The sequence below is a fragment of the Sphingomonas sp. QA11 genome, assembly GCF_028473665.1.
Taxonomy (GTDB): Bacteria; Pseudomonadota; Alphaproteobacteria; order Sphingomonadales; family Sphingomonadaceae; genus Sphingomonas; species Sphingomonas phytovorans.
In genome coordinates, this window is sequence record NZ_CP098774.1 from 4,639,820 (window position 1) to 4,662,938 (window position 23,119).

A 23,119-nucleotide genomic window follows, 5' to 3' on the forward strand; every position below is an offset into this window, starting at 1 on the left:
GGCGTCGCGGGTCGCGCCACGCCTGTCCCGAATCTAAGCACGTGCCGACCGCTCGTGGCAAGTCTTTCGGGTCGAAGGGCTTACGCGCGCGCTTGTGGCGCGCGCCCCGAACGTGCGATGGCGGGGCGGGGCATCAGTGAGAAGCGAGCGTTGCGCCGGTAATGGCGAATATCGTCCAGTTCGAGAATGTGGGGCTGCGCTACGGCACGGGTCAGGAGACTCTGTCCGACGTCAGCTTCACGCTGTCGACCGGCTCCTTCTATTTCCTCACCGGTGCCAGCGGTGCGGGCAAGACGTCCCTGTTGAAGCTGCTCTATCTCTCGCAACGCCCCACGCGCGGCATGATCCGCCTGTTCGGCGAGGATGCAGTGACGCTGCCGCGCAAGCGGCTGCCCGGTTTTCGCCGCCGGATCGGGGTGGTGTTCCAGGATTTCCGCCTCGTCCCGCACCTTTCGGCCTATGACAATATCGCGCTGCCCCTGCGCGTCTCCGGCGTTTCCGAAAGCGATGTCGAGGCGCCGGTGCGCGAGATGCTCGCCTGGGTCGGCCTGTCCGACCGGGTCGAGGCCAAGCCGCCGACGCTCTCGGGCGGGGAGCAGCAGCGCGTCGCGATTGCCCGCGCGGTGATCAGCCGGCCCGAGATCCTGGTGGCGGACGAGCCGACCGGCAACGTCGATCCCGACATGGCGGAACGGCTGCTCCATCTGTTCGATTCGCTCAACCGCCTTGGTACCACCGTCGTCGTCGCGACTCATGATTTCCACCTGCTCGGCCGAATCCCGAATGCGCATATGATGCGGCTCGACAAGGGGCGGCTGCTCGATCCCACCGGGTCGTTGCGCTTTCCGCCTCCCCAGGCGGATTCCGAATGAGCGTCCGGCTGATCGCGTCAGCGGCCGATCGCCGCCTGCTCGACGAGAGTCGCGGCACGCGCGCGATGATGTGGATCATGGCGATCATGCTGTTCCTGACAGTGCTGGCGGCCGCGCTTGGGCTCGGCACGCTGAGCGCCGCGACCCTGCTCGACCGGCAGCTCGCCGGGAGGCTGACGGTCCAGATCGTCGAGCCGGCCGATCGCGCGCGGGCGGACCAGACGGCAAAGGCGCTGGCGGTGCTGCGCGGCCTGCCCGAGGTGTCGCGCGCCGTCGAGGTGAACCGTGCTGAACTCGTCAAGCTGCTCGGCCCCTGGCTCGGCCCGGACGGCGCCGATCCCGATCTGCCCGTACCCGCGATGATCGACGTCGACCTGGGCATTGCCAGCGCGGCCGCCGTGGCGCGGGTGACTCAGGCGGTGCAGGCGGTCGCGCCCGCGGCACGGGTCGACCGGCACGAAAGCTGGATGTCGCCGGTCAGCAATTTCATGAACATGGTCACCTGGCTCGCGGCCGGGCTGGTCGTGCTGATGGCGGCGGCTACCAGCGCCGTCGTCATTCTTGCCGCGCGGGCCGGGCTCGAGACGCACCGCGACACGATCGAGGTGCTGCACATGCTTGGATCGACCGATCTCCAGGTCGCACGGCTGTTCCAGCGGCGAATCGCGCTCGATACCCTGTTCGGCGGCGCGCTCGGCACGGTGGTCGCGGCCGGCATGGTGGTTCTGGTCGGCCTGCAACTTGCGACGCTCGGTTCCGACCTGCTCGGCGGGTTGCAGCTGTCGACGCGCGACTGGCTCCTGCTCGCGATGCTGCCGATCGGCTTCGCCCTGCTCGCGACCTATGCCGCGCGGCTCGCGGTGCTCGGCGCGCTGAGGCGCATCCTGTGATCCTGCGAATCCTCGGCGGTGCCGTGCTGCTCTGGGCGCTTGGTTTCGTGCTGTTCCTGCTCGCCATGCCCGGGCCGCTCGACAATGCGAAGACCGACGCGATCGTGGTGCCGACGGGCGGGGCCGGGCGGATCGACCGGGGCATCGCGCTGCTCAAGGCGCACGCGGCGAAGCGCATGCTGGTAACCGGAGTCGCGCCCGAGGTGAGGCCGGTCGAGCTGGCGCATGAATATCGCGAGGCGCCTTCGCTGTTCGCCTGCTGCATCGATCTTGGCCGGGAGGCGGTCGATACGCGCTCAAATGCCGAGGAGACGGCCGACTGGGTGAAGCAGCACGGCTATAAATCGGTTCGGCTCGTCACCTCGGACTGGCATCTGGCCCGCGCCCGGATGGAACTCACCAACGCGCTCGACAGCGATGTCCAGGTGCTTGACGACGGCGTGCCGAGCAGCCCGCGCTTCAGCCTGCTGGTCGCCGAGTACAACAAGCTGCTGCTCCGCCGCGTCGTGCTCTGGATGGGGATCGGCGTATGACCTGGCTGAGGACGATCCTGTTCATGATCGTGTTCTACGGAATCTCGATCCCGATCGTGCTGCTGACGCCGGTGACGGCGTTGTTCGGCAGGAACGCGCTGATCGTCCACACCCATATCTGGACGAAATTCCATGGCTGGGCGACCGAGGCCATTCTCGGCATCCATCGCCGGGTCGAGGGAAATCTGTTCGCCGATGGTCCGGTCATCTACGCGGCCAAGCACCAGGCGATGTACGAGACGCTTGAGCTCGGGCGGCTGCTCCGCACCCCGGCGATCGTAATGAAGCAGGAACTAGCCTCGATTCCGGTATGGGGCTGGGCGGCACGACGCTATGGCGTCATCGTCGTCGACCGCGAGGCTTCGGCCGCCGCGCTCCGGCGCATGGTACGCGAGGCGCAGGCTGAGCTTGCGCTGGGGCGGTCGATCCTGATCTTTCCGGAGGGCACGCGGGTGCCCCCGGGTGAGCAGCCCCCGCTTCGCGCGGGTTTCGCCGGCCTGTATCAGATGTTGAAAATCCCGGTGATCCCCGTCGCGATCGACAGCGGCAAGGTCTGGCCCAAGCACGGCCCCAAGCTGCCGGGTGTCGTGACTTTCCGCTTCGGCGAGCCGATCCCGCCGGGCCTGCCCCGAGCCGAGGCCGAACGCCGGGTCCATGCGGCGATCAACGCGCTGGATAGCTGAGATTATTCGTGGGTGCGGCCGAAGTCGGGGGCCGGATCGTCCTGGCCCTGCTCGATGATGGTGCGCCGGATCGCGCGGGTCCTGGTGAACAGGTCGAACAATTCGTCGCCCTTGCCCCAGCGGATCGCGCGCTGGAGCGCCGACAGGTCCTCGGAAAAGCGCTGGAGCATGTCCAGCACCGCCTCGCGATTGGCCAGGAACACGTCGCGCCACATGGTCGGGTCGGATGCGGCGATGCGGGTGAAGTCACGGAAACCGCCGGCCGAATATTTGATCACCTCGCTGCGTGTCACTTCCTCCATGTCGGAGGCGGTCCCGACGATGGTGTAGGCGATCAGATGGGGCAAATGGCTGGTGATGGCGAGGACGCGGTCGTGATGGCCCGGCTCCATCGTCTCGACCTCGGCGCCCAGCCTGCGCCAGAATTCGCTGACCCGCTCGATCGCGACCGGATTGGCGCCCTCGGGCGGCGTCACGATGCACCAGCGCTTGTGGAACAGGGTGGCGAAGCCCGCCTCGGGACCGCTCCGCTCCGTACCGGCGACGGGATGGGCGGGGATGACCGTCGCGCCGGGCAACGCCTCGGCCAGCGCACGGACCACGTCTTCCTTGCACGACCCGACATCGCTGACCACCGCGTCGGCCGGCAGGTCGGCGGCGATCTCGCCTCCGACCGCGCCCATCGCGCCGACCGGCACGCACAGGATGACGAGATCGGCATCGATCACTGATGCGCCGGCCGTGTCGGTGACGTCGTCGAACAGCTGGAGGCGATCAGCGACGGCGCGCACCTCGGCATCGGCATCATAGCCGGTCAGCCGCACCGTGGGCATTTGCGCGCGCACCGCGCGGGCGATCGAGGAGCCGATCAGGCCGATGCCGATGACGGTGACGCGGGCGAAGGGAAGCATGGTCGTCCGCATGGCTCATGGCTTTCGCTAAGGCAAGCTGACGCTCTGCCGTACTCCTGCTAGGAAGCGGCAAAACGGGGGATGGGCCGAATGCGGGGCAGTGCGACTTTCTGGGAGGCGCTCGAATCGGCGCGCCGGATGAATCTGGCGGCGGCCGGCGAGAAACCGCCGGTCGCGGGGCCCCAGGGGCTCAGCCGCCGTGCCCTGCTCAAGGCGATCGGCGCGGCCGGCCTCGTCACAGCCATGCCTCGCCCGCTGCGCGCCGCGCCGGTTCGCGGGCCGGTGGCTATCGTCGGCGGCGGAATCGCCGGGCTCACTGCCCTGTGGCATCTGACCCAGGCGGGGATCGACGCCCGTATCCATGAGGCTCGACCCCGGCTTGGCGGCCGCATGTTTACCCATCGCCCGACGGGCGGCGTGCCGATGGAGATTGGCGGCCAGCTGGTCAATTCCGACCATGACGACATGCACAAGCTCGCCGCCGCATTCGGTATCGGCCTGATCGACCGCAAGGGCGAGGCGCACCGCACGATGGTGCTCGCCAATGGCGCGGTGCTGCCCGTGGCGGCGCTCGCCGAGGCGTTGCGACCGATCGCGGCACAGATTGCTCTCGATTCGGACCGGCTCGACAAGGATTATGCACGAACGGCACGGGAACTCGATCGACTCTCCATCAGCCTCTATCTCGACAAACACGCCGACAAGCTGCCCCAGCCCTGGGTGCGCCAGCTGATGGAGGCGACCAGCCGCACCGAATATGGCGTCGAGCCGGGCCAGGCCTCGGCGATCGAACTGGTCTTCAACCTGCCCACCGTGGACGGCGAGCGAGTCGATGTGCTCAGCCGCAGCGACGAACGCTATCTCATCGACGGCGGCAGCGGCGCACTGATCGCCGCGATGCAGGCGAAGCTTGGCGACCGGATCGAAACCGGCAAGAGGCTGTTGCAGATCGATCCGTACGGCGCCGGCGTACGACTCTCCTTCCTTGACGGCACCGTGGCGGATGCCGGGGCAGTGATCGTGGCGGTGCCGGCGCCGCTGCTGCGCCAGATCGAATTCCGGGTGCCGCTGCCACCTTTGTGGCGCCGCTTCATCGCCGAGGTCGATCTCGGTTATAACGAGAAGATCCAGGCCGTCATGACGTCACGCCCTTGGGAAGGGCCGATCGGGCGCGGCGGCGAGCTGTGGCAGACCGATGCCGCCGCGGGCGCCGCGCTCGGCTGGGACGGCGGCATTCGCCCGGCCAGCGATGCCGGCAGCGTCTGGACCTGGTTCCTCGGCGGTAACGAAGTCGAGGCCGCGGCCGCGGCCGATCCTGTCCGGCTCGCGCGCGGTTTCGCCGGCATGGCCGAGGGGGGCGTGCCTGGCTTCGGCGCGGCGATGAGCGGGGTGGTGCGGCGCACCGGCTGGCACCGCGATCCGTTGACGCTCGGTGCCTATGTCAATTTCCGCCCCGGCCAGCTCACCCGCTTCGGCGAGCTGATCTGGGTCGAGGGCGGAAACGGGCCGAAGCATCGCGCGCTTTCCGGCCTGGTCCAGTTCGCCGGCGAGCATCTCTCCGATGCTTATCCAGGCTATATGAATGGTGGCGCGCAGACCGGGCGGATGGCCGCCGCGGCGATCATGGCCGCTCACCATGCTTGAACGACGGCGTTTCGCGGCCTAACGCCGCGTCAATGTCGGACGACACGCGCTTCGGGCTTGCTCGCCATGTCACCCTGCCCGGGCCGTTGCAGCTCGACGGCGGTGCGCTGCTGTCGCCGGTCGACATCGCGTACGAAACCTATGGCACGCTCGACGCTGACGGCGGCAACGCGATCCTGATCTGCCACGCGCTGACCGGGGACCAGAATGTTGCGAGCAACCATCCGATCACCGGCAAGCCCGGCTGGTGGACCCGCCTGGTCGGGCCAGGCAAGCCGGTCGATCCCGATCGGCACTTCATCATCTGCAGCAATGTGATCGGCGGCTGCACCGGGTCATCGGGCCCGGCGACGGTCAACCCGGCGACGGGCAAGCCCTGGGGCATGAACTTTCCGGTCATTACCATTCGCGACATGGTGCGCGCCCAGGCGATGCTGCTCGACCATCTCGGCGTGGCGACGCTGGCGGCGGTGATCGGCGGGTCGATGGGCGGCATGCAGGCGCTGAGCTGGTCGGCGACCTTTCCCGACCGGGTCCGCGCGGCGATCGTCATCGCCTCGGCGGCGCGGCACACCGCGCAGAACATCGCCTTTCACGAGGTCGGCCGTCAGGCGGTGATGGCCGATCCCAACTGGCGCGGCGGCGATTATTACGAGACGGGCGATCCCCCTTCCGCCGGCCTCGCGGTGGCGCGCATGGCGGCGCACATCACCTATCTGTCGGAAGCCGGGCTGACCGAGAAATTCGGCCGCCGCCTGCAGACGCGCAATGCCAAAAGCTTCGGCTTCGACGCCGATTTCCAGGTGGAAAGCTATCTGCGCCACCAGGGGATCAGCTTCGTCGACCGGTTCGACGCCAATTCCTATCTCTACATCACCCGCGCGACCGACTATTTCGATCTGGCCGAGGAACATGGCGGCCTGCTCGCCAACGCCTTCCGGGCAAGCAAGGCGCGCTTCTGCCTGGTCAGCTTCGATACCGACTGGCTCTATCCCACCTCGGAATCGCGCGCGCTCGTTCAGGCGCTCAACGCGGCGGGCGCACCGGTCAGCTTCGTCGAGCTCAACAGCCCGTTCGGGCACGATGCCTTCCTGCTCGATTCACCCGGCATGAACCTGGTCATCGACGGCTTCCTGAGGGCGGGCGCATGAGCGCATGGCGCGACCCATTCTATGTCCCTCTCCCGGCGGGAGAGGGAAGGGCGCCGTCGCGAAGCGATAGGAAGGGTGAGGGTGATCGTTGCCTTCACTCAGTCACCCTCACCCTTCCGCAGCTTCGCTGCTCCCTCCCTCTCCCGCTGGGAGAGGGATTTATCGGTGAGGCAATTTAATGCCTCTCCGTGCCGACCTTGCCGTCATCGCCGATTCCGTCGCGCCGGGCAGCCGAATCCTCGATGTCGGCTGTGGCGACGGCGCGCTGATGGCGGCGCTGCGTGACGGCAGGGGCGTCGACGCGCGTGGGCTCGAGCTCGATGCGGGCAATGTCGCCGCGGCCGTCTCGCGCGGGCTGTCGGTGATCCAGGGCGATGCCGATTCGGATCTCGCCGACTATCCCGACGCAAGCTTCGACTATGCGATCCTCAGCCAGACGCTACAGACGACCCGGCGGCCCGACATGGTGCTCGACCATCTCCTCCGGATCGGCCGGCGCGCCTTCGTGTCCTTCCCGAACTTCGCGCACTGGCGCGGGCGCACCTCGCTGATGTGGGGCGGGCGGATGCCCGTGACCCGGCTGCTGCCCGAACAATGGTATGACACACCCAATATCCACCACCTCACGATCGACGATTTCCGATCCTTCGTGAAAGGGCGCGGCATCACCGTCGAAGGGGCCTGGTTCCTGTCAGGGGACAAGCGCACGACCTCGGCGGCGGCGAACTTCTTCGCCGAACATGCGGTGTTCCTGCTGAAGAGCTGATCTCGATCAAGGAACCTTGCGCCCGTTTCGCGGGTTGGCGGCAGGAAGATTCGAGGAATCCATGGCAACCACCGCTCTTATTGTCGAAGACGAGATTTTCGTGGCGCTCGATCTCGAGCGAATCCTGACCGATGCCGGCTATCATGTGAAGGCGATCGCCGCCGACCGGAGTGGTGCGATCGAGGCCGCCGAGGATTGTCATTTCGCGCTGGTCGACGTCAATCTGCGCGACGGCGCGACCGGGCCCGATCTCGCCGCGACGCTTGCCCGGGATTACGGGGTGAAGGTGATCTTCGTCACCGCCAACCCAGCGCAGATCGGCGCCGCCAGGGGCGCGCTCGGCTATATCCGCAAGCCCTTCTCCGAAGCCGCGATTCTGGCGGCGGCGGCAATGGCCAGTGCCGGCAACCCGCACGGCGCGGCAGCCAATGACGATCTGGTGCTGCTCGGCCGCGAGATCAGCGGCGGCTGAACGCCCGCGACGGCACGTCGATCGTCACGACCAGTCCGTCCGAATGCCAGTCGCGAGCGATATTTCCGCCCAACTGTCGGACGGCGCTCATCTCCATCAACTGGGAGCCGAAGCCCTTCATTGCCTCGGGTGACGTCACCATCGGCCCGCCGCTTTCAGCCCAGCGCAGGACGACACCGCTCTCCGATGCCGTGACATCGAGGACGATTCGTCCCGAATCATTGACCAGTGCGCCATATTTGGTCGCGTTGGTGGCAAGCTCGTGGAACAGCAGGGCAAGCGGCGTCGCTGAGCGGTCGTCGATCTCCACATCCACGCCGCCGACCGTGATTCGCTCGAGGTCGGCCGACTGATAGGGGCGGAACAATTCGCCCAGCAGCCCGTGCAGGCTGTTCTGCGACGCTGCCGGTCGCGAATTCGCGCTGTGCGGGCGGACGAAATCATGCGCGCGGCCGAGCGCGGTGATCCGCTCGCGCAGATCTTCGGCGACGCTCGCCAGCTCTGGCTTGGTCCGCGCGGCGAAGCCCACGAGCCCAGCGATCACGGCGAAGATGTTCTTGATTCGGTGGCTCAGCTCCTGCGCGATGACCTCGCGCTCCTCGCTCGCCTCTTTCTGCTCGTGGATGTCGGTGCAGGTGCCGAACCAGCGGACGATCATGCCCGATTCGTCATGCAGAGGGAGTGCCCGGCCCAGCGTCCAGCGATAGGCACCGTCAGCGCGGCGCAGGCGATATTCGATCTGATAGGGCTCGCCCGTGACGAGGGAATGCCGCCAGGTCTCGAGCGCGCGGGCCTGGTCCTCCGGATGGAACATGCGGTTCCATCCCTCGCCGTCGGTCGACCCTTCGGGCATGCCGGTGAATTCGTACCAGCGCGCATTATAGTAGTCGTTATGGCCGTCGGGCGGGGTCGACCAGACCATTTGCGGCATCGCATCGGCGAGCACGCGGAAGCGGTTGTCGCTCTCGGCAAGCGCGCGGTGGCTGGCGTTCTCGGTGGCGCGCCATGCGGCTGCGTCCCGGCTGTCGCGCAGCCGCGCCATTACGGCCTCGGCCAGCGTCGAAAGGCCCTGGCGCTGGAGCGGGGTCAGTCCGTCGCGCGGTACCGTGTCGATCACGCAGAGCGAGCCGAGCGGCACGCCCTCGTCGGAGACGAGCGGTGCGCCGGCATAGAAACGGATATGGGGTTCGCCGGTGACCAGCACATTGTCGGCGAAGCGCGGATCACGCGTCGCGTCGGGCACGACCATGATCTCGGTCCCGCGCATCGCGAAGGCGCAGAAACTGGTCTCGCGCGGCGTTTCCGTCGCGTCGAGGCCGGTTCGGGCGATGAAGGTCTGGCGACATTCCTCGACGAGGCTGACCAGTGCGATCGGGGCCGCGGACAAGGCCGCGGCGAAATCGGTGATCCGGCTCAGCCCGTCATTGTCGCGGAGCGATTCGATGTCGTGCGCGGCGATCGCGTCGGCACGCACGGCCTCGTCGATCAGCCAGCCGGATGGCGCGGCCGATCCGGCCGGGAAAGTCTCGCTCATAGGCGAATGAACGCGCGAAACGGTCAGAAGGGCACGTCGTCGTCGAGATCGTCGGCGAAGCTGCTGCTGCCGCGATTGGCCGGGGCACCGCCGCCACGGCTGGCGCTGCCGCCGAAGCCGCCACCCGATCCACCCGAGGATCCGCCGCCATAACCACCGGAGGATCCTCCGCCGAAATCGTCGTTGCCGCCGAAATCGTCGCGCTGGCTGCCGCCGCCTCCGCCGCCACCCGAACCGCCGCCGGGGCCGTCGAGCATGGTCAGCACCGAGTTGAAGCCCTGAAGCACGATCTCGGTCGAATATTTATCCTGGCCCTGGGCATCCTGCCACTTCCGGGTCTGCAGCGCGCCTTCGATATAGACCTTGCTGCCCTTGCGCAGATAGCGTTCGGCGACGTTCGCGAGACCTTCGTTGAAGATCGCGACCGAATGCCATTCGGTCTTTTCCTTGCGCTCGCCGGTGTTCTTGTCCTTCCAGGTGTCGGACGTGGCGATGCGCAGGTTCACCACCTTGCCGCCATTCTGGAAGGAACGGCTCTCGGGGTCGCGCCCCAGATTGCCGACGAGAATGACCTTGTTGACGCTGCCCGCCATATATTTAGTTCCTACAATCCGAGTCCGATAGCGGCCCAGTATGTAGCGCCCGCGGCGACGTATGCCAGTACGAAGAGATAGCCGATCATGAACATCGGCCATTTCCATCCATTGGTCTCGCGCCGCGTGACGGCGATGGTCGAGATGCACTGCGGCGCGAAGACGAACCACATCAGGAAGGCGAGCGCGGTCGGCAGGCTCCAGCGGCCGCGCAGGCGGTCGGCCAGCTTGATCTCGTTCGCCGAATCCTCGGGGTTGTCGATCGAATAGACCGTGGCGATCGCGCCGACCGCCGCTTCGCGCGCGGCCATCGCTGGCAGCAGCGCGAGCGCGATATCGTGGTTGAAGCCGATCGGTTTCACCACCACTTCGATGCCGGAGGCGATACGGCCGGCGATCGAATATTCGCTCTGCTTCTGGCCGGCGGGGGCGACCGGATAGCTTGCCAGCGCCCAGAGCAGCACCACGGTGAGGGCGATCGTCGTGCCGGCGCGCTTCAGGAAGATGAGCGCGCGGCTCCACAGGCCGATCAGTATGTCGCCCAGCCGGGGCCATTGATATTTCGGCATTTCCATCATGAAGCCCGATGAGGCGCCCTTGGTCACCGTCCGCCGCAGCACGAGCGCGGCGAAGAACGCGCCGACGATGCCGAGCACATAGAGGCCGAACATCACGAGCCCCTGAAGGCCGACGAACGGCAGCACCCGGGTATTGGGGATCAGCGCGCCGATGATCAGCGTATAGACCGGCAACCGCGCCGAACAGGTCATCAGCGGCGCGATCAGGATGGTGGTCAGCCGGTCCTTCTCGTCGTCGATCGTCCGAGTCGCCATGATGCCCGGCACGGCGCAGGCGAAGCTCGACAGCAGCGGGATGAAGGCGCGGCCCGACAGCCCGACATGCGCCATCAGCCGGTCCATCAGGAAGGCCGCGCGGACCATGTATCCCGATGCCTCGAGCACCAGGATGAAGGTGAACAGGATCAGGATCTGCGGCAGGAACACCACCACCGCGCCGACGCCGGCGATCAGCCCGTCGACGAGAAGCGAGCGCAGGAAACCGTCAGGCAGTTCGCTGCTCACGAAGCCGGAGAGCGAGGCCATGCCCGATTCGATCCAGCCGATCGGCGCCTGCGACCAGGCGAACACCGACTGGAACATGATGAACAACAGGCCGAGCAGCAGGATCGGGCCGACGATCGGATGCAGCGCGATCGCGTCGAGCGCATGGCCCCAGCGCCGGGTCGGCGTCTCGGACACCGTGGCCGCCACCGCGATGGTCCGGGCGCGGCGCTGCAGGGTGACGATGTCTTCCTGCACGCTGCCGTCGCTCGCGCGCAGCGGCCTGGCGGCGCCATGGACCAGGATGTCGGCGAGTCGCGCCTTGAGGTCCTCAAGCCCGCGGCGGCGGACCGCCACGGTCGGCACCACCGGCACGCCGAGATCGCGCGACAGCCGCTCGGGATCGAGGATCAGCCCGTCGCGCTCGGCCAGGTCGAACATGTTGAGCGCGACCACCACCGGCAGCCCAAGCGCGATCAATTGAAGGGCGAAGCGCAGGTGATTGTCGAGATTGGCGGCATCGACGACCACGACCAGCGCATCGGGCAGCCGTTCGCCGTCCTGGGATCCGCTCACCACGTCGCGCGTGACGCGCTCGTCGGGGCTTGAGGGATCGAGGCTATAGGCACCGGGCAGGTCGACCAGTTCGACCGGCCGGCCATCGGGCAGCGCGAGCCGGCCGGAATGACGCTCGACCGTCACGCCGGGATAATTGCCGACCTTCTGTCGTGCCCCGGTCAGCGCGTTGAACAGGGCGCTCTTGCCGGCATTGGGGTTGCCGACCAGCGCCACCAATGGCGCGGCATTCATTTACGGTACCAATCTAACCGGCGATGGGGGAAACGTGGATCGCGCCCGCCACGGCACGGCGAAGCGCAACGGTCATTCGGCCGATGCGGCAGGCGATCGGGCCCTTGCCCAGCGTCGCGCGGTGCAGCACCTCGACACCGACACCCTCGTCGAAGCCGAGCTCGCGAAGGCGTCGCGCCTCCGGCACGCTCAGCTCGCTCCAGGCGATTCCGGCGACGGTCGCGCGCTGCCGGTGCGGCAGCGATTCGAGGCTGAGGGGCATCTGCACAAATTGGCAATAAGCTCCTTGCGATTGATTATCAATAACCGTCGGCGATTTGCCGCAGGATCGATTCACACCACCGGATAGCGCAGCCGGCCGATGAAACGCGACAGGCTCGGCCTGTGCTCGGTCCGCGACAGGAAGCCGGCCTTGGCTTTTTCGAACTGCATGATTCCCTCGATCCGCCGGGCGAGGAAAGCGCGCGTATCCACCCAGTTCCCGCTTTCGTCGTCGAGGAAGACGGTGATCGTCGCTGTATAGACACCGGCCAGGATCGTGCGCTTGGTATAATGATTATAGTCGGTCGCGGTGTCGCCCGCCGCGCGCCACATCAGGTCGGCCGCGCGCCAGCCGAGCTTCGCGCCGCGCACGACATTCTGCGGCATGGCGAGGATCGCCAGCGCGCGGCGCAGCGCCTCGCGATTGGGCGCCACCTCGGCGAGCCGCGCCTCGACCAAAGCGGTTATCTTCTCGCGGATCTTCATCGTCGCCAGGCGTTCGGGCGGCAGGGCCGCCGCCATTGCCGTATCGACCTGGGTGAACCAAGCGTCGATCATGTCGACCGGCCCGCCGGGAAAGGCAACCGCGGCGACATCGCGGTCGACGCCGGCCGACTCGGCGGCGGCATCGCGCGCGGCGTCGTTCCATCCATCGAACGCGGCGTTGGCCGCGATCAGCGGCGCCAGCGCTTCGCGCACCTCGTCGAGCGTCGGATCCTCGGGCAGGGCGGACATCATTCGTCTCCTCGCATCCTATCTAGCTTCGGCCCCGGTCGGTGCAAGCGGCGCCGGCTTGTCGCGCACCAGCACCAGGGCGACGGCGACGAGTACCGCTCCGATCAGGTCGGGCAGGCCGAGCCGCTCGTCATAGACCATCCACCCGACCGTCGCGGCGACGACCGGCTGCACCAGCAGGGCGATGCCGACGACCAGCGGCGATAGCTTGCCGAGCGCGTAGATCAGCAATCCCTGCCCGACCACCTGGCTGACCAGCGCCAGGGCGATCAGCGGGGCCCAATCATGCGGCCAGATGCGCTCTCCCAGCAGGATCGCGAACAGCAGCAGCGGCAGGATGCTGGCCCCGGTCGCCAGGCCGAGAGCCGGCAACGCCTCCATCCGTTCGCGTACGCGCAGCATGAAGATGAAGTAGAACGTATAGAGCAGCCCGGCGAACAGGCAGAGCAGGTCGCCGGTCAGGTTCTTCGGATCGAGCTGGTAGGACCGGCCCATCAGAAGCGCCGCGCCGATCGCGGCCAGGGCGAGCGCGATCCCCTGCATCCGCGTCGGCAGGGCACGCGCCGCGAGGAAGCCGTAGATCGGGAAGAACAACGTCGCCGAATTGCCGAACAGCGTCGCATTGGCCAGCGTCGTCTTCAGGATGCCGACATGCCAGCTGCCGAGATCGGCGGCGAAGCAGATTCCCGCCAGCGCGAACAGAAACCACAGGCGCGTGCCGATCCGCGCCGGTCGCCAGCCCCCGGCCATGGCGGCGGCAAGCAGGATCGGCGTCGCCAGGGCGATGCGCCAGAAGGCGGAGGCGACGGGTCCCGTATCGGCCAGCCGCACGAACCAGGATCCGAAGGCAAGCATGATGTTGGCGGCGATCAGCGCGGCAAATGCCGTCCGCCGAGAGCCCAGGCTTTGCAGCAGGACAGTTTTTCTTGAAGGTACGGACTGGTGCATGCGGCCCCTTAGCGCTCTATGTCTCGGCCGTCAGGTAGCAAAAGGAAACTCAGTTTCATGCCCAGCCTCTTCGATCCGATCCAGCTTGGCGCGATCCACGCGCCCAACCGCGTGCTGATGGCGCCGCTCACCCGGGGGCGCTCGACGCGCGATCATGTGGCACAGCCCTTGATGGGCGATTATTATGCGCAACGCGCCGGCGCGGGGCTGATCATCTCCGAGGCGACCGGCATCTCCCGCCAGGGTCTTGGCTGGCCGTTCGCGCCGGGCCTGTGGACTGATGAACAGACCGAAGCCTGGAAGCCGGTGGTGGCCCAGGTGCATGCGGCTGGCGGGCGGATCGTCGCGCAGCTCTGGCATATGGGCCGAATCGTCCATTCGAGCCTGGGCGGCGCACAGCCAGTCTCCTCCTCGGCGACGACCGCGCCTGGCCAGGCGCATACCTATGACGGCAAGCAGGATTATGAGGAGGCGCGGCCGCTCGCGCTCGAGGAATTCCCCGGCCTGCTCGACGACTATGAACGCGCGACTCGCAACGCGATCGCGGCGGGCTTCGACGGGGTGCAGATTCACGCGGCGAACGGCTATCTGATCGACCAGTTCCTGCGCGACAATTCCAACTTCCGCGACGATCGATATGGTGGCGACCCGGAGAATCGCGTGCGCCTCCTGCGTGAGGTGACCGAGCGTGTCGCGGGCATCGCCGGCGCGGACCGCACCGGCGTGCGCCTTTCGCCCAACGGCAATTCGCAGGGGGCGAAGGACAGCAACCCGGAAGCGGTGTTCGTGCCCGCAGCGAAGATGCTGTCGGAGATCGGTATCGCTTTCCTCGAACTGCGCGAGCCAGGTCCCGACGGTACGTTCGGGCGGTCCGACCAGCCGAAGCTCTCGCCGGAGATTCGCCAGGCCTTTTCTGGCCCGCTGGTGCTCAACTCCGACTATCTCGGCGGGGATGCGCAGGCAGCGCTCGATTCGGGCGTGGCCGACGCGATCAGCTTCGGCCGCACGTTCCTCGCCAACCCCGATCTGCCGGTCCGGCTGCAAAAGGGCGCGCCGCTCAATCCGGACAATATGGCGACCTGGTACAGCCAGGGGCCCGAGGGCTATACCGATTATCCGGCGCTGGAAGACGTCGCGGCCGAATAGCATACCCTGTTACCCCCGGGACTTGTTCTCGGGGGTTCATTCTACAGCCGCGTTGATAGGGGCTGTGGATAGCGGAACAGGTCGGGCATGGCGGAAAAGAGCCGACCCTATCCCAGCGGCACGAACCGCACCGGCAGCCCGTCCTTCGGCCGGGGAATCGGCCAGGCCTGCCATTCGGCGCCCGATCCTTCGTCCAGCTCGATCCGGTAGCGGCTGAGCAGGTGCGCCATCAGGATGCGGATCTGCATCGTCGCGAAATGCAGGCCGATGCACATATGGGCGCCCCCGCCGAATGGCACCCAGGCATATTTGTGGCGCCCTTTGCTCTCCTCGGGGGAGAAACGCATCGGGTCGAAACGCTGCGGATCGGGCCAGTGCTCGGGCATCTTGTGGGTATAGGCCGGGCTGATGCCGATCATGGTGCCGGCCGGGATATGGTATCCGCCGAACTCGAAGTCGCGCACGGCCCGTCGCGGCAGCGACGGCACCGGCGGCACCAGCCGGAGCGCCTCCCTGAAAGCATATTCGGTCAGCACCAGCCGGTCGAGCTGGCCATAGGGCAGGCCCGCATCGTCGTTCAGGCCAAGACCGGCGATCTCCTCGCGCAGCCGGTCCTGCCATTCGGGGTTGCGGCCGAGCAGCATGACCAGGCTGGTCGCCGACGAGGTGATGGTGTCGTGCGCCGCCATCATCAGGAAATTCATATGGTCGGCGATCGCGTCGTCGCTCAGCGGCTGGCCTGCCTCATCGGTCGCCCGGCAGAATTGCGAGAAGAAATCATGGCCCCCACCGTCATCGGTGCCGGCCCGCCGCTTCGGAATCTCGCGCTTGAACAGCTCGATCAGATAGGCGCGCGCCTTCACCCCCTTGCGCATCTGCGTGCCGGGCAGGGGTATGCGGACAGGCGCCACCGAGGCCTGGACCTCATCGACGAAGGCCTGGTTGATCCGGTCGGCCTCCGGGCCAAGCGGCATGCCGAGAAAGCTGTCGGCGGCGAGATCCAGCGTCAGTGCCTTGATCGAGTCGTAGAAACGCATCGGCTTGCCCGACCAGCCGGAAACAGTGCGCGCGATGCCGGCGTTCAGCGCCTCGGCATAATGGCGCATCGGTTCGGGCTTGAAAGCGACCGACATCACCTTGCGATCGGCACGGTGCTTCTCGAAGTCCATCAGCATCAGCCCGCGCGGGAACAGCAGGTTGAGCATCGGCCCCCAGCCCTGTTCCGACGAGAAGATCCGGTCGCGGTCGAACAGCACGAGCTCGTTCGCCTCCGGCCCCATCAGGCTGACGGTCGGCCCGCCGAATGCATGGTTGCGGAAGACCCGGCCATAATTGGAGACCATGTGCTGCCCAAACGCGATCGGGTCGCGTAGCATCTTCAGCGTGTTGCCGACGAACGGCAACCCGTTCTCGCCTGGGATGGCCGCGATGGCATGAGGGCGCTGCCGTGGCAGCCAGTGCGGATTCGCCTTGAAGGTATGCGCCAGCGCCATGCGAGGTCTCCTTACTTACATTAGTATAAGTAAGGCCGCGCAGGGGTCAATCGACCGGCAGCTTCTCAAGCCTGTCGACCCAGCGCGTGCCGATCGCGGGGATATTCTTGCCGACCACCACGAACAGGAAGACGGGAACGAACAGCGCCTCGAACCCGATGGCGAAAGCCAGGATGGCGATGAGGCCGATGAAGATCAGAAAGGCCAGCACGGTGCCGCCAAGCCTTTCGACGCCCGACCGGCCAAGGCTGAATTCGCGTTTCGCCTTGCTGTCGAACCATGATGCACTGGTGAAGATCGGCCTGCCTTCCGCATCTTCGGCGCCGGCACAGGCGGCGAGGGCGAGCTGGCGGAGGAGCGTGCCCCCGTCTTCGCCCGCCCGCGCAATCCGATTCGCCGACCCGCCAGATGTTCGCGGCAACAGGTCGCGCCCGGAGGGTGACGGCGTTGGAGGAAGTGACGCCGTTGGAGGAACCTGGGGAAAAGAAGAGGAGGGCGCCTTGTCGCCTGCCCAGTTGTCGATGACGATCAGCCGCCGGTCCCGCTCCACGATGCGATAGCGCGGTGGCGGAACCTGGCTCATCGGCGCCTCAGCCGAACCGGTCTTTCAGCGCCAGCATCGCCAGCGCCGCCTTGGCCGCCTCGCCGCCCTTGTCCTTTTCGCTGCGACGCGCCCGGGCCAAGGCCTGGGTCTCGTTCTCCACGGTCAGGATGCCGTTGCCGATCGCCACGCCGTCCATCGACAGCGCCATCAGGCCGCGCGCGCTCTCGCCCGCCACGATCTCGAAATGATAGGTCTCGCCGCGGATCACCACGCCCAGCGCGACGAACGCGTCATAGTCGTCGCTCTCCGATGCCAGCGCGACCGCGCCGGGAATCTCCAGCGCGCCGGGAACGGTGATCGTCTCGTGACGATGCCCCGCTTCCTCGATCGCGGCGCGCGCGCCTTCGAGCAGCAGGTCGTTCAGATGGTCGTAGAAGCGTGCTTCCACGATCAGGACGTTCGCCATTATTCGCCTCCAGTGCCGGGGATCGGTCGTTCGCCGACGATCGACAGGCCATAGCCGTCAAGCCCGATCAGGGTGTGATGGGTATTGGTCAGCAGCACCATGTCCTGCACGCCCAGTTCGGCCAGGATCTGCGCGCCGACGCCATAGTCGCGCAACTCGGCTGCTTCCGGCGCGTCGACGGCCTTGCCCTCGGTGCGCAGCTTGATGGTCCGGGTCATCGAATCCTTCATCGGCCGGTTGATGACGACGATGACGCCCGTTCCCTCGGCCGCGATCGCCTCCATCGAGCAGGACAGCAGCCCCGACCGGGGCGATTCCTCGCCAAACGCATCGGCGAACATCGACAGGCTGTGCATGCGCACAAGGGTCGGCTTTTCGGGGTCGATCTTGCCCTTGACCAGCGCGACCTGCTCGTCGCCGGTCGCCTTGTTGAAGAAGGTCATCGCCTTCCAGTCGCCGCCCCATTTGCTGTGGAACACCGTTTCGGCGCGCTTCTCGACAAGATGGTCGTGGCGCCGGCGATAGGCGATCAGGTCGCGAATCGTGCCGATCTTGAGATTGTGGAACTGCGCGAAGGTGACGAGATCGTCCATGCGGGACATGGTCCCGTCCTCGTTCATGATCTCGCAGATCACGCCCGAAGGGTTGAGGCCGGCAAGGCGCGACACGTCGACCGCCGCTTCGGTATGGCCGGTGCGCACCAGCACGCCGCCGTCGCGCGCGACCAGCGGGAAGACATGGCCTGGGGTCACGATCTCCTCGCGGCCCTTGGACGAATCGATCGCCACCGCGACGGTGCGGGCACGGTCGGCGGCGGAAATGCCGGTAGTCACGCCGTCGCGCGCCTCGATCGAGACAGTGAAGGCGGTCTCATGTCGCGTGCCGTTGTGGCGGCTCATCAGGTCGAGCCCGAGCTCGTCGACGCGCTTCTTGGTCAAGGCAAGGCAGATCAGCCCGCGGCCATGCTTCGCCATGAAATTGATCTTTTCGGGCGTCGCCATCTGGGCGGGGATGACCAGGTCGCCCTCATTCTCGCGGTCCTCGTCATCGACCAGGATGAACATCCGGCCGTTGCGCGCTTCGTCGATGATCTCCTCGGGCGAGGAGAGGAAGCCGTGACGCAGCCGCGCCAGTTCAGGCTTTTGCACGATAATGCTCCATGCGTTGGAGGTAGCGGGCGAGCACGTCGATCTCGATATTGATCGGATCGCCGGCCGCGAGGCTGCCAAAAGTGGTGACCGCCGCGGTATGCGGGATGATGTTGACGCCGATCGTGACGCTGCCCGGTGAATCCTCGACTTCGTTGACGGTCAGCGAGACGCCATCGAGCGTGACCGATCCCTTGGGCGCGATGAAGGGCGCGATGTCGGGCCCGGCCTTGATCCGCACGCGGTGCGATCCGCCTTCCTCGATCACTGATTCGACCTCGCCGATGCCGTCGACATGGCCGGTGACGATATGGCCACCCAGTTCCTCGCCCAGCTTCAGCGCGCGCTCCAGGTTGAGCCGGCGTCCCTCGGTCCACTGGCCCTGAGCGGTGCGCGAGATGGTCTCGCCCGACACGTCGACGGCGAACCAGTTGGGGCCCTTGTCGATGACGGTGAGGCACACGCCCGAACAGGAGATCGAGGCGCCCAGGTCGATGGTCGCCGTGTCGTAGCTGGTGCCGATCACCACGCGCGTGTCGGCCAGCGCCTCGACTCGCTCGATGATTCCGATGTCGGTAACGATTCCGGTGAACATAGTGCCTTCCGTTGTCGCCTCATCCGGGCGGAAAACCGGTTCCCACTTTTCCTGATGAGACGGGGCCTTTGGCGCGCTCGTAAACCTCGACGCGGTCGCTGCCAAGCCGCCGCGCATCCTGCAACGTCCAGAGGCCATGCGCATCGGCAAGGTCGGCCAGGCCGATATCCGGCAGGGTGCGGCCGTTCCCGACCAGGATCGGCGTCCGATAGAGCAACAGCCTGTCGACCAGATCGTCCTTCAGGAACGCCGCCGCCGTCCGCGCGCCGCCCTCGACCAGGAGATGGTCGACGCCTTTCAGGCCGCCGATCTCGCCCGGGTTGCGGAGTATTTCCCAGCCGTCTGGCGCGTTCCCGCCGGACAGGACCAGCCGTCGCGGACTTCGACTTTCGAGCCCGGCCAGCCGGACGTCGAGCGTCGGCGAATCGGCGTCGAGCGTGCCGCGCCCGACCAGGATCGCCTCGTGCCGCGCCCGTTCGAGATGCGCGTGCGCCCGCGCCTCAACCCCGGTGATCCATTTGCTGGCCCCGTCGCCCATCGCCACCGCGCCGTCGAGCGACATGGCCAGCTTCAGCGTCACTTGCGGCCGTCCCAGTGCCTGGCGCGTCAAGAATCCGGCCATCGCGCGCCGCGCGTCGCCGTCGCGGACATCGGTCACCACCTCGATTCCGGCGGCGCGGAGCCGCGATATGCCGTCGCCATCGGTGCGGGGATCGGGGTCGTGCAGCGCGATCACCACGCGCGCCACGCCGGCGGCGATGAGCAGGTCGGAACAGGCGGGGCCGCGCGGCGATTCATGCGCGCAGGGCTCGAGGCTCACATAGCAGGTCGCACCGCCTGATGCGGCGCCGGCTTCGGCCAGCGCCATCGCTTCGGCATGAGGGCGCCCGTTGGGCTGGGTCCAGCCCCGACCGACCACCCGGTGGCCGCGCACGATCACACAACCGACATTTGGATTGGGCGCGGTCAGCCCCTTGCCGCGCTCGCTGAGCGCGAGCGCCGCTCCCATCCAGCGCGCGTCCGCGGTCGTCAGAGGCCGTACTTCTTCAGCTTGTCGTCGAGGCGCTTATAGGCTGCCTGGGTCTCGGCATCCTGCCGCCTGACTTCCTCGGCGGCAGCCTTTTCCTTGGGCCCGTCGATCTTCTGCTGGGCGATGATCTCCGCATCGGTGCGGTTGGCCGACCATTGCTCCACATAGACGATGTTGGGGCGATAGACCTTCTCGACTGTCGAATTGTTGGCGATCGCGAACATGATCGTCCAGGTCACGACGATCGCCAGCACCAGGAATACCAGCTCATAGGTCTTGCGCGTCGCCAGGAACTGCCGAAGGTCGCGGTAAGCCCGTAAGGGGGAGATGGCGCGCAGGAAACTCATGGCAGGAAGATAGGCGCATGGACGGCGCGATGCCAGTCCGAAGGTCTCCCGATCGCGCCGGAGGTCCAAGGCAAAGCCCCGGCGCGATCGGAAGCGGTCATTCCTCGGTCATCACGAACCGCACCGCCATCGTCTTCCATGTCTCCATGGGGACGCCGTCGCGGGTGCCCGGCTTGAAGCGCCACTTCTCCAGCGCGCGACGGCGGGTCGCCTCGAAAAAGCTGCTGCTCGGCGAACTGACCATCTCGACCTGCTTCACCCGGCCGTCAGTACCGATCAGCACCTTGACCACGACCCGGCCCTCATTGCCCAGCCGGCGCTCGCTTGACGGATATTCGGGCTGGTAGTTGGCGGCATAGCGCGGATCGACCACGGCATCGACGACGACGGGAGCCGGTTTGGTGAGGATCTCGCCCCCACCGCCGCCAATGCCGGTGCCTGTTCCCTCGGTAATCTCGACGGCCTTCGGGCCGGGATTCACCACGAAGACGTCCGGCTTGTCGATCGTGACATGCTGTGGCGGCGGAACGATCTGCGTTCGCGTATTGGGTTGCTGGACCTCCGGTTTCTGCGGGAGGGGCTTGGGATCGGGTGGTGGCGGTGGCGTCAATTCAATATTGCGGATTATCAGGCGGGGATCTTTCAGAACCGTCCCGATATTGGGCGCCGAGAAGATCATCCCGGTCATGATTCCGCCGACCAGCAATGCCGAAAGGCCAAGGCTGCCCGGGTCCAGCTTTTTCTGTTTCGCGTAACGGTCTGCGTACATTGCCTGCCTCCATCACTCTCCTTGGTGGGCGGTCGAGTCTTGCGCTCGATCTCGACAGGGATGTTACAACATAACTCTTGAGATACAAGATATCATTTCGGCCCGCGAAGAAGGCGCACGAAGCTCTTCCCCGGCGAAGGCCGGGGCCCAGTTGGGGGGACGTCAGTAATTGATGTTGTATGTCGGCATCGAAGCGCTGCCGAGTGGCCCCGGCCTCCGCCGGGGAAGCGGAAGGTTCGCCGCCACCTGCCCGAAGGCCTCAGGCCGTCAGCCGCGCCAGCGCCCGTTCGCGTCCGATCAACGGCAGCAACGCCTTCATGTCCGGCCCATGATCCAGCCCGGTCAGCGCGCGACGCAGCGGCAGGAACAAGGCCTTGCCGCCGCGCCCGCTCGACGCCTTCAGCGCAGTGGTCAGCGCGTGCCACGGGTCGGCCGACCAGTCGATCGTGCCAGCCACCCGCGCTGCCTCGGCTAGGAAATCGGCATCCGCCGGGTCGGTCGCCGACTCGACCGGCCCCTCGATCACCCGCCACCAGTCAGCCGCCTCGGCGACGATGGTGAGGTTGGGGCGCACCGCATCCCATTCCACCCGGCCCATGCCCTCGGGCAGCCGCGCCGCGACCGAGTCGAAATCGAGCTGGTGAACGATCCGGGTATTGACCGCGCTCAGTTCCGCCTCGTCGAACCGCGCCGGCGCCCGTCCGAACCGGCCGAAATCGAACGTATCGATCAGCCTGGCGGTATCGACCAGCGGCTCGACCGGATCGCTCGTTCCGATCCGGGCCAGCAAGGCACGTACCGCCTCGGGCTCGATCCCCGCTTCGCGGAACTGGTCGACGCCGACCGAGCCGAGTCGCTTGGACAGCTTGCCCTCGCTCCCGACCAGCAGCGCCTCATGCGCAAAGGCGGGCGGCGGGCTGCCCAGGGCGGCGAACATCTGCAGTTGCAGCGCTGTGTTGGACACATGATCCTCGCCGCGCACCACATGAGTCACGCCCATCTCGGCATCGTCGATCGCCGAGGGAAGCATATAGAGCCACGATCCGTCGGCACGGCGGATCACCGGGTCGCTCATCGTCGCCGGATCGAAGCGCTGGTGCCCCCGGATCAGATCGTCCCATTCGATCGCGGCGCCATGGTCGAGCCTGAACCGCCAGTGCGGGGCAACGCCCTCGGCCTCAAGCGCCGCGCGCTGGTCGTCGCTCAGTGCCAGCGCCGCGCGGTCATAGACCGGCGGCAGCCCGCGCCCCGCCGCGATCTTCCGCTTCAGGTCAAGCTCCTGCGCCGTCTCATAGGCGGGGTAGACATGGCCCGCGTCGCGCAACGCGGTGAAGCGCGCCTCGTACAGCGCGAAACGCGCCGATTGCCGTTCCTCGCCATCCGGGACCAGTCCAAGCCAGGCGAGGTCGGCGCGGATCAACTCGACATAATGCTCCTCGCTCCGCTCCTTGTCGGTATCGTCGATACGCAGCAGGAATCGTCCGCCACGCTTCTGTGCCCACAACCAGTTGTGGAGCGCGGTGCGGATATTGCCGACATGCAGCCGGCCGGTCGGGCTTGGCGCGAAACGGGTAAGAACGGTCATGGACGCGGCTGTAGACGCCGCGCCGGGCGGCAACAACCGGGACGCTCGATCGCGATCATGCTACAAGGGACGCGGAAGGGGTATCCAGGGATGCACCAGATCGCCATCGTCGCCGCGCTGATCGGCTGCCGC

At 66.9% G+C, this 23,119-nt stretch carries 25 protein-coding genes; 9 read left to right on the forward strand and 16 right to left on the reverse strand.

The window, feature by feature from the left end; genetic code table 11:
* Window positions 1–161: 161 nt before the first annotated feature.
* The 4 genes from ftsE to NDN01_RS21450 are packed head-to-tail and all read left to right on the forward strand — an operon-like array spanning window position 162 to window position 2,978.
* Window positions 162–872 (forward strand): cell division ATP-binding protein FtsE, encoded by a 711-nt coding sequence (ftsE, locus tag NDN01_RS21435; RefSeq protein ID WP_272623955.1) that lies wholly within the window; start codon window positions 162–164, stop codon window positions 870–872.
* On the forward strand, window positions 869–1,762 hold the full coding sequence (locus NDN01_RS21440) for a cell division protein FtsX (protein WP_272623957.1): 894 nt from the start codon (window positions 869–871) through the stop codon (window positions 1,760–1,762). Before ftsE ends, NDN01_RS21440 begins: the two co-directional genes overlap by 4 nt.
* Window positions 1,759–2,295, forward strand: coding sequence for a YdcF family protein (locus tag NDN01_RS21445; RefSeq protein ID WP_272623958.1), 537 nt, complete (start codon window positions 1,759–1,761; stop codon window positions 2,293–2,295). The genes NDN01_RS21440 and NDN01_RS21445 overlap by 4 nt, the downstream gene beginning before the upstream one ends.
* Complete coding sequence (locus tag NDN01_RS21450; RefSeq protein WP_272623959.1) at window positions 2,292–2,978, forward strand: lysophospholipid acyltransferase family protein; 687 nt, start codon at window positions 2,292–2,294, stop codon at window positions 2,976–2,978. Before NDN01_RS21445 ends, NDN01_RS21450 begins: the two co-directional genes overlap by 4 nt.
* Before the next feature lie 2 nt (window positions 2,979–2,980).
* On the opposite strand, the gene NDN01_RS21455 is transcribed toward NDN01_RS21450, so the two are convergent.
* Window positions 2,981–3,889 carry a prephenate/arogenate dehydrogenase family protein gene (locus tag NDN01_RS21455; protein ID WP_272628341.1) on the reverse strand — a complete coding sequence of 303 codons (909 nt, stop codon included), beginning with the start codon at window positions 3,887–3,889 and terminating at the stop codon, window positions 2,981–2,983.
* Between the two features lie 90 nt (window positions 3,890–3,979).
* On the opposite strand from NDN01_RS21455, the gene NDN01_RS21460 reads away from it, so the two are divergent.
* The 4 genes from NDN01_RS21460 (at window position 3,980) to NDN01_RS21475 (ending at window position 7,922) form a co-directional block, all read left to right on the forward strand.
* A complete protein-coding gene (locus NDN01_RS21460) occupies window positions 3,980–5,533 on the forward strand; it encodes a flavin monoamine oxidase family protein (protein WP_272623960.1) in 1,554 nt (517 codons plus the stop codon).
* Window positions 5,534–5,565: 32 nt separating this feature from the next.
* Window positions 5,566–6,684, forward strand: a complete 1,119-nt coding sequence (gene metX, locus NDN01_RS21465; RefSeq protein ID WP_272623962.1) for a homoserine O-acetyltransferase MetX — start codon at window positions 5,566–5,568, stop codon at window positions 6,682–6,684.
* A gap of 178 nt (window positions 6,685–6,862) precedes the next feature.
* The gene (gene metW, locus NDN01_RS21470) at window positions 6,863–7,450 is read left to right on the forward strand and encodes a methionine biosynthesis protein MetW (protein WP_272623963.1); all 588 of its coding nucleotides are present in this window, start codon (window positions 6,863–6,865) and stop codon (window positions 7,448–7,450) included.
* Window positions 7,451–7,511: 61 nt separating this feature from the next.
* Window positions 7,512–7,922: a response regulator gene (locus NDN01_RS21475; protein WP_272623964.1), complete on the forward strand. Its 411-nt coding sequence runs from the start codon at window positions 7,512–7,514 to the stop codon at window positions 7,920–7,922.
* Here NDN01_RS21475 and NDN01_RS21480 read toward each other — a convergent pair.
* The 6 genes from NDN01_RS21480 to NDN01_RS21505 all read right to left on the reverse strand — a co-directional run bounded on the left by NDN01_RS21480 (window position 7,909) and on the right by NDN01_RS21505 (window position 13,864).
* Window positions 7,909–9,456 carry a sensor histidine kinase gene (locus NDN01_RS21480; RefSeq protein WP_272623965.1) on the reverse strand — a complete coding sequence of 516 codons (1,548 nt, stop codon included), beginning with the start codon at window positions 9,454–9,456 and terminating at the stop codon, window positions 7,909–7,911. The genes NDN01_RS21475 and NDN01_RS21480 overlap by 14 nt on opposite strands.
* A 23-nt stretch (window positions 9,457–9,479) precedes the next feature.
* Window positions 9,480–10,049, reverse strand: a complete 570-nt coding sequence (gene ssb, locus NDN01_RS21485; RefSeq protein WP_272623967.1) for a single-stranded DNA-binding protein — start codon at window positions 10,047–10,049, stop codon at window positions 9,480–9,482.
* Window positions 10,050–10,060: 11 nt separating this feature from the next.
* Window positions 10,061–11,920, reverse strand: coding sequence for a ferrous iron transporter B (gene feoB / locus NDN01_RS21490; protein ID WP_272623969.1), 1,860 nt, complete (start codon window positions 11,918–11,920; stop codon window positions 10,061–10,063).
* Window positions 11,921–11,933: 13 nt separating this feature from the next.
* Entirely contained in the window at window positions 11,934–12,182 is a 249-nt protein-coding gene (locus NDN01_RS21495; RefSeq protein ID WP_272628343.1) for a FeoA family protein, read from the reverse strand.
* A gap of 71 nt (window positions 12,183–12,253) precedes the next feature.
* The gene (locus NDN01_RS21500) at window positions 12,254–12,919 is read right to left on the reverse strand and encodes a COQ9 family protein (protein WP_443025156.1); all 666 of its coding nucleotides are present in this window, start codon (window positions 12,917–12,919) and stop codon (window positions 12,254–12,256) included.
* A 15-nt stretch (window positions 12,920–12,934) separates the two neighbouring features.
* The gene (locus NDN01_RS21505) at window positions 12,935–13,864 is read right to left on the reverse strand and encodes a DMT family transporter (protein WP_272623970.1); all 930 of its coding nucleotides are present in this window, start codon (window positions 13,862–13,864) and stop codon (window positions 12,935–12,937) included.
* A 57-nt stretch (window positions 13,865–13,921) separates the two neighbouring features.
* Here NDN01_RS21505 and NDN01_RS21510 point away from each other — a divergent pair, with 57 nt between their 5' ends.
* A complete protein-coding gene (locus NDN01_RS21510; RefSeq protein ID WP_272623972.1) occupies window positions 13,922–15,010 on the forward strand; it encodes an alkene reductase in 1,089 nt (362 codons plus the stop codon).
* A 107-nt stretch (window positions 15,011–15,117) separates the two neighbouring features.
* Here the strand turns inward: NDN01_RS21510 and NDN01_RS21515 are convergent, their stop codons facing one another.
* From NDN01_RS21515 to gltX, 9 genes are all read right to left on the reverse strand, one after another.
* Window positions 15,118–16,503: a cytochrome P450 gene (locus NDN01_RS21515; RefSeq protein WP_272623973.1), complete on the reverse strand. Its 1,386-nt coding sequence runs from the start codon at window positions 16,501–16,503 to the stop codon at window positions 15,118–15,120.
* 46 nt (window positions 16,504–16,549) lie between these two features.
* Window positions 16,550–17,086: a hypothetical protein gene (locus tag NDN01_RS21520; protein WP_272623975.1), complete on the reverse strand. Its 537-nt coding sequence runs from the start codon at window positions 17,084–17,086 to the stop codon at window positions 16,550–16,552.
* A 7-nt stretch (window positions 17,087–17,093) separates the two neighbouring features.
* Complete coding sequence (gene ribH, locus NDN01_RS21525) at window positions 17,094–17,513, reverse strand: 6,7-dimethyl-8-ribityllumazine synthase (protein ID WP_272623977.1); 420 nt, start codon at window positions 17,511–17,513, stop codon at window positions 17,094–17,096.
* Window positions 17,513–18,661: a 3,4-dihydroxy-2-butanone-4-phosphate synthase gene (gene ribB / locus NDN01_RS21530; protein ID WP_443025157.1), complete on the reverse strand. Its 1,149-nt coding sequence runs from the start codon at window positions 18,659–18,661 to the stop codon at window positions 17,513–17,515. Before ribB ends, ribH begins: the two co-directional genes overlap by 1 nt.
* Window positions 18,648–19,256: a riboflavin synthase gene (locus tag NDN01_RS21535; protein ID WP_272623979.1), complete on the reverse strand. Its 609-nt coding sequence runs from the start codon at window positions 19,254–19,256 to the stop codon at window positions 18,648–18,650. The genes ribB and NDN01_RS21535 overlap by 14 nt, the downstream gene beginning before the upstream one ends.
* A gap of 19 nt (window positions 19,257–19,275) precedes the next feature.
* Window positions 19,276–20,265, reverse strand: coding sequence for a bifunctional diaminohydroxyphosphoribosylaminopyrimidine deaminase/5-amino-6-(5-phosphoribosylamino)uracil reductase RibD (ribD, locus tag NDN01_RS21540; protein ID WP_272623981.1), 990 nt, complete (start codon window positions 20,263–20,265; stop codon window positions 19,276–19,278).
* A 20-nt stretch (window positions 20,266–20,285) separates the two neighbouring features.
* Entirely contained in the window at window positions 20,286–20,633 is a 348-nt protein-coding gene (locus tag NDN01_RS21545; protein WP_272623983.1) for a hypothetical protein, read from the reverse strand.
* A 97-nt stretch (window positions 20,634–20,730) separates the two neighbouring features.
* On the reverse strand, window positions 20,731–21,402 hold the full coding sequence (locus tag NDN01_RS21550; protein WP_272623985.1) for an energy transducer TonB: 672 nt from the start codon (window positions 21,400–21,402) through the stop codon (window positions 20,731–20,733).
* 259 nt (window positions 21,403–21,661) lie between these two features.
* Window positions 21,662–22,987, reverse strand: a complete 1,326-nt coding sequence (gene gltX / locus NDN01_RS21555) for a glutamate--tRNA ligase (protein WP_272623987.1) — start codon at window positions 22,985–22,987, stop codon at window positions 21,662–21,664.
* Between the last annotated feature and the right edge of the window lie 132 nt (window positions 22,988–23,119).

Bases quoted from the DNA above. Each gene is read 5' to 3' on its own strand.
- NDN01_RS21475 (WP_272623964.1), top strand. From the start codon at position 7,512: ATGGCAACCACCGCTCTTATTGTCGAAGACGAGATTTTCGTGGCGCTC.
- ssb (WP_272623967.1), bottom strand. From the start codon at position 10,049: ATGGCGGGCAGCGTCAACAAGGTCATTCTCGTCGGCAATCTGGGGCGC.
- NDN01_RS21455 (WP_272628341.1), bottom strand. From the start codon at position 3,889: ATGCTTCCCTTCGCCCGCGTCACCGTCATCGGCATCGGCCTGATCGGC.
- NDN01_RS21500 (WP_443025156.1), bottom strand. From the start codon at position 12,919: ATGATGTCCGCCCTGCCCGAGGATCCGACGCTCGACGAGGTGCGCGAA.
- NDN01_RS21495 (WP_272628343.1), bottom strand. From the start codon at position 12,182: ATGCCCCTCAGCCTCGAATCGCTGCCGCACCGGCAGCGCGCGACCGTC.
- metW (WP_272623963.1), top strand. From the start codon at position 6,863: ATGCCTCTCCGTGCCGACCTTGCCGTCATCGCCGATTCCGTCGCGCCG.
- NDN01_RS21515 (WP_272623973.1), bottom strand. From the start codon at position 16,503: ATGGCGCTGGCGCATACCTTCAAGGCGAATCCGCACTGGCTGCCACGG.
- metX (WP_272623962.1), top strand. From the start codon at position 5,566: ATGTCGGACGACACGCGCTTCGGGCTTGCTCGCCATGTCACCCTGCCC.
- NDN01_RS21480 (WP_272623965.1), bottom strand. From the start codon at position 9,456: ATGAGCGAGACTTTCCCGGCCGGATCGGCCGCGCCATCCGGCTGGCTG.
- NDN01_RS21535 (WP_272623979.1), bottom strand. From the start codon at position 19,256: ATGTTCACCGGAATCGTTACCGACATCGGAATCATCGAGCGAGTCGAG.
- ftsE (WP_272623955.1), top strand. From the start codon at position 162: ATGGCGAATATCGTCCAGTTCGAGAATGTGGGGCTGCGCTACGGCACG.
- NDN01_RS21550 (WP_272623985.1), bottom strand. From the start codon at position 21,402: ATGTACGCAGACCGTTACGCGAAACAGAAAAAGCTGGACCCGGGCAGC.
- NDN01_RS21545 (WP_272623983.1), bottom strand. From the start codon at position 20,633: ATGAGTTTCCTGCGCGCCATCTCCCCCTTACGGGCTTACCGCGACCTT.
- feoB (WP_272623969.1), bottom strand. From the start codon at position 11,920: ATGAATGCCGCGCCATTGGTGGCGCTGGTCGGCAACCCCAATGCCGGC.
- NDN01_RS21510 (WP_272623972.1), top strand. From the start codon at position 13,922: ATGCCCAGCCTCTTCGATCCGATCCAGCTTGGCGCGATCCACGCGCCC.
- NDN01_RS21520 (WP_272623975.1), bottom strand. From the start codon at position 17,086: ATGAGCCAGGTTCCGCCACCGCGCTATCGCATCGTGGAGCGGGACCGG.
- NDN01_RS21460 (WP_272623960.1), top strand. From the start codon at position 3,980: ATGCGGGGCAGTGCGACTTTCTGGGAGGCGCTCGAATCGGCGCGCCGG.
- NDN01_RS21450 (WP_272623959.1), top strand. From the start codon at position 2,292: ATGACCTGGCTGAGGACGATCCTGTTCATGATCGTGTTCTACGGAATC.
- ribH (WP_272623977.1), bottom strand. From the start codon at position 17,513: ATGGCGAACGTCCTGATCGTGGAAGCACGCTTCTACGACCATCTGAAC.
- gltX (WP_272623987.1), bottom strand. From the start codon at position 22,987: ATGACCGTTCTTACCCGTTTCGCGCCAAGCCCGACCGGCCGGCTGCAT.
- ribD (WP_272623981.1), bottom strand. From the start codon at position 20,265: ATGGGAGCGGCGCTCGCGCTCAGCGAGCGCGGCAAGGGGCTGACCGCG.
- NDN01_RS21505 (WP_272623970.1), bottom strand. From the start codon at position 13,864: ATGCACCAGTCCGTACCTTCAAGAAAAACTGTCCTGCTGCAAAGCCTG.
- NDN01_RS21440 (WP_272623957.1), top strand. From the start codon at position 869: ATGAGCGTCCGGCTGATCGCGTCAGCGGCCGATCGCCGCCTGCTCGAC.